At 68.7% G+C, this 2,996-nt stretch carries 1 protein-coding gene and 2 pseudogenes; 2 read left to right on the top strand and 1 reads right to left on the bottom strand.

Going from position 1 to position 2,996, the window contains the following annotated elements:
• Positions 1-89, top strand: a pseudogene (locus ACWEBX_RS38690) (dihydrofolate reductase); the annotation flags it as partial.
• An 80-nt stretch (positions 90-169) separates the two neighbouring features.
• Here the strand turns inward: ACWEBX_RS38690 and ACWEBX_RS38695 are convergent.
• Entirely contained in the window at positions 170-1,096 is a 927-nt protein-coding gene (locus ACWEBX_RS38695; protein ID WP_451889396.1) for a phytanoyl-CoA dioxygenase family protein, read from the bottom strand.
• Between the two features lie 657 nt (positions 1,097-1,753).
• On the opposite strand from ACWEBX_RS38695, the pseudogene ACWEBX_RS38700 reads away from it, so the two are divergent.
• A pseudogene (locus ACWEBX_RS38700) lies at positions 1,754-2,845 on the top strand (aminotransferase-like domain-containing protein); the annotation flags it as partial.
• Positions 2,846-2,996 lie beyond the last annotated feature (151 nt).

A 2,996-nucleotide genomic window follows, 5' to 3' on the forward strand; every position in this document is an offset into this window, starting at 1 on the left:
AGTCGGCCGGCGGGGTCCTCGTCGGCAGCGGCGGTGAGGCCGCGGAGCTGGAGGCGGACGTTGCCTCGCATGTGTTCGTCGCCAAGCGCTCCCGCATGACCCTGTCGCGTACCGAGGGCCGATGGTGCGCCGCGCCGGGCGGCGCGCCATCGGCCCTCGTGCGGCCCGCTCACTCCTTGGTGGTGCCCGCGCGCAGACGCTCGATCATGTGCCGGGTCGTCTCGATGGGGCTCTCCTCGGGCAGGTCCCGGGTACGCGCCGGCAGAGCCGCGTTGAGCTTGGCCACCGTGTCGTTCCAGTCCTCCTGGCCGGCGAAGGGGATCGTCTCGCCCTCCTGGTAGGTGGGGAAGGGACGGTAGTTGTTCAGGCCGGCCGCGTCGGTCCCGCGGACCAGCAGCGGGTCGAGATAGATCCCCTCGCTGTGGATGCGCGTGGTCGTCGCGATGTAGCCGATGTCCAGACCGCAGCGCCGCTTGGCGGAGGTGTTCGCCTCCGAGTGGTGCAGCAGGTGGGGGTGGTGGATGGAGACGTCGCCCGGCTTGAGCTCGATGTCCACGACACCGGCCTTGTCGATCCACTCCCGCACGATTGTCTCGTCGGAGGCGGAGAACAGCATGTTGTCGGTGTCCGTGCGCAGCGAGGGCTTGTGCAGCGGCAGTTCGTGACTGCCGGGAATCATGCGCAGGCAGCCGTTCTCCGTGCTGCTCTCGTCGACGGCCAGCCACACCGTGAGCGCGTCCATGGGGCTCAGCGTCCAGTAGGCGCCGTCCTGGTGCCACAGCACGGGCTGCCCGTTGTAGGGGGGCTTGCAGATGTAGTGGGCGGTGAAGCACCCGAGGTCGGGGCCGAGGAAGAACTCCGCGACGTCGACCAGGCGGGAGTCGGAGACCAGGCGTGCCCAGAAGGCGTCGTTGCGGATCAGGGGGTGGTGGAAGTGCTCGGGACGCAGGTCCGGGTACTTCTTGGTGAGCCAGTCGACGTGCGCGGCCGCCTCCTCCAGGAGCTCCTGGGGAATGACGTTGCGGATGATGGAGAAGCCCTGTTCGGCGTATTCCTTCGCCGCCTTCTCCAGCACGCCTTCGTCGAGTGTGGTCATGCGTCAACTCCTTCTCGGGTGTCGGGTGCCGCTCGCCGCGTGGAAAAGGGGTGCGCGGAGCCGTCTCGCGTACCGTTCGCCGGCTCCGTGAATGCGGCGCGGGCCGTGTGCGGGGGTCAATGGGAGGGTCGACGCGGCATCGCCTGATATGCGGCCGCTCACCGGGCGGACGGCCGCCGGCCCGGCTCGGGGCCCGGCAGTTCGCCGGGAGACGCCGGCCGGTCGCGGCAGCAATACCCGTGCCTTCTCGCGGTTCGCCCAGCAGTTCCATACTCTCTCCGCCGCCCAAGAGGGTGTCAACGTCTCAAGGAACTCAGGGCTTTCCCGAACGCGCGCCCGCGTTTCGGGTATTGCGCGCCGGGCGGGTCCGGATGTCGATCCGCGCTGTCCCGCTGACGGGACAGGATGCACGAAATTCGCTGTGCCGAAAGGGCTCGGCAGCGGAAATCGACTCTTCCTCCAGTCATGTTCTTTCAGCGTTCGAGGGAAGCCACATATGTTCTTGAGCACCCCGACGAGGCGCCATTCAACCGACACCAGCTCAAGGCTGAGTTGTCCAGCGGATGAGGATGACGTGCTATGACCGAACAACCAGGGCCGATCCGGCTGAGTGTCACCGATTTGCACGCGTCGGTCGATGATCCCGCGCTCACGTCCATGACGCTGCTCAACGAACTCGCCGGAAGGTATCCGGAGGCGGTGTCGTTCTCCGCGGGCCGGCCGTTCGAAGGCTTCTACGACGTGGACGACCTCTCACGTCACCTGGGCACGTTCCGGGACTATCTGGAGGGCGAGAAGGGCCTTTCCGCGGAGCAGGTGCGGCGCACGTTCTTCCAGTACGGCCGGACCAAAGGGTTCATCCACGAACTCATAGCGCGCCAACTGGAGGTCGACGAGGGTCTGACGGTCGACCCGGAGAGCATCGTGGTGACCACCGGCTGCCAGGAGGCGATGGTGCTGCTGCTGCGCACGCTCGTCCGCGACGGGCGCGACGTCGTCCTGGCCGCGACCCCCAACTACGTCGGGTTCATCGGCGCGGCCCGGGTGGCCGGCGCGCGGCTGCGTTCCGTGCGGGAGCACGACGGGGGCATCGACCTGGAGGACCTGGAGCGGCAGATACGGGCGGCACGGCGCGAGGGCCTGCGGCCGCGTGCCTGTTACGTCGTCCCCGACTTCGCCAACCCCAGTGGCGCGAGCATGTCCTTGGCCGACCGGATCGCCCTGCTGGAGCTGGCGGCGCGGGAGGAGATCCTCGTCATCGAGGACAACCCCTACTCCCTCTTCCGCGCCGGCGGCGCCCCGCTGCCGATGCTCAAGGCCCTGGACGAGCACCACCGGGTGATCCACCTCGGCTCGTTCGCCAAGTCCGCGTTCGCCGGCGCCCGCGTGGGCTACGTCATCGCCGACCAGCCCGTGACGGCGACGGGCGCCGCGCACGAGGAGCCGGTGCTGCTCGCCGACCATCTCGCCAAGCTCAAGAGCATGGTCACGCTCAACACCTCGACCGTCGCGCAGGCGGTGATCGGCGGATATCTCCTGGAGAACGGCTGCAGTCTCAAGCGTGCCACCGCCCGTGAGGCCGAGGTCTACCGCCGTAACCTGGCGGTCGTGCTGGAGAGTCTGCGCTCCGTGTTCTCCCCCGTGCCGGGCGCCGGGCAGGACGTCACGTGGAACGCGCCCGAGGGCGGCATGTTCGTGGTCGTGACGCTGCCGTTCCGGGCGGACGACGCCATGCTCGAGTACTCGGCCTCCCGGTTCGGCGTGCTGTGGACCCCCATGGACCACTTCTACGGCGGCACGTCCGGGTTCCGCTTCGGCGGCCTCGCGCAGGGTGGTGGGGACGTGCGCGTACTCGGCGGTGTAGGCGTTGCCCGAGCAGGCCTCGGGCAGTTCCAGCTTC

The sequence above is a fragment of the Streptomyces sp. NPDC005070 genome (genome assembly GCF_053600395.1).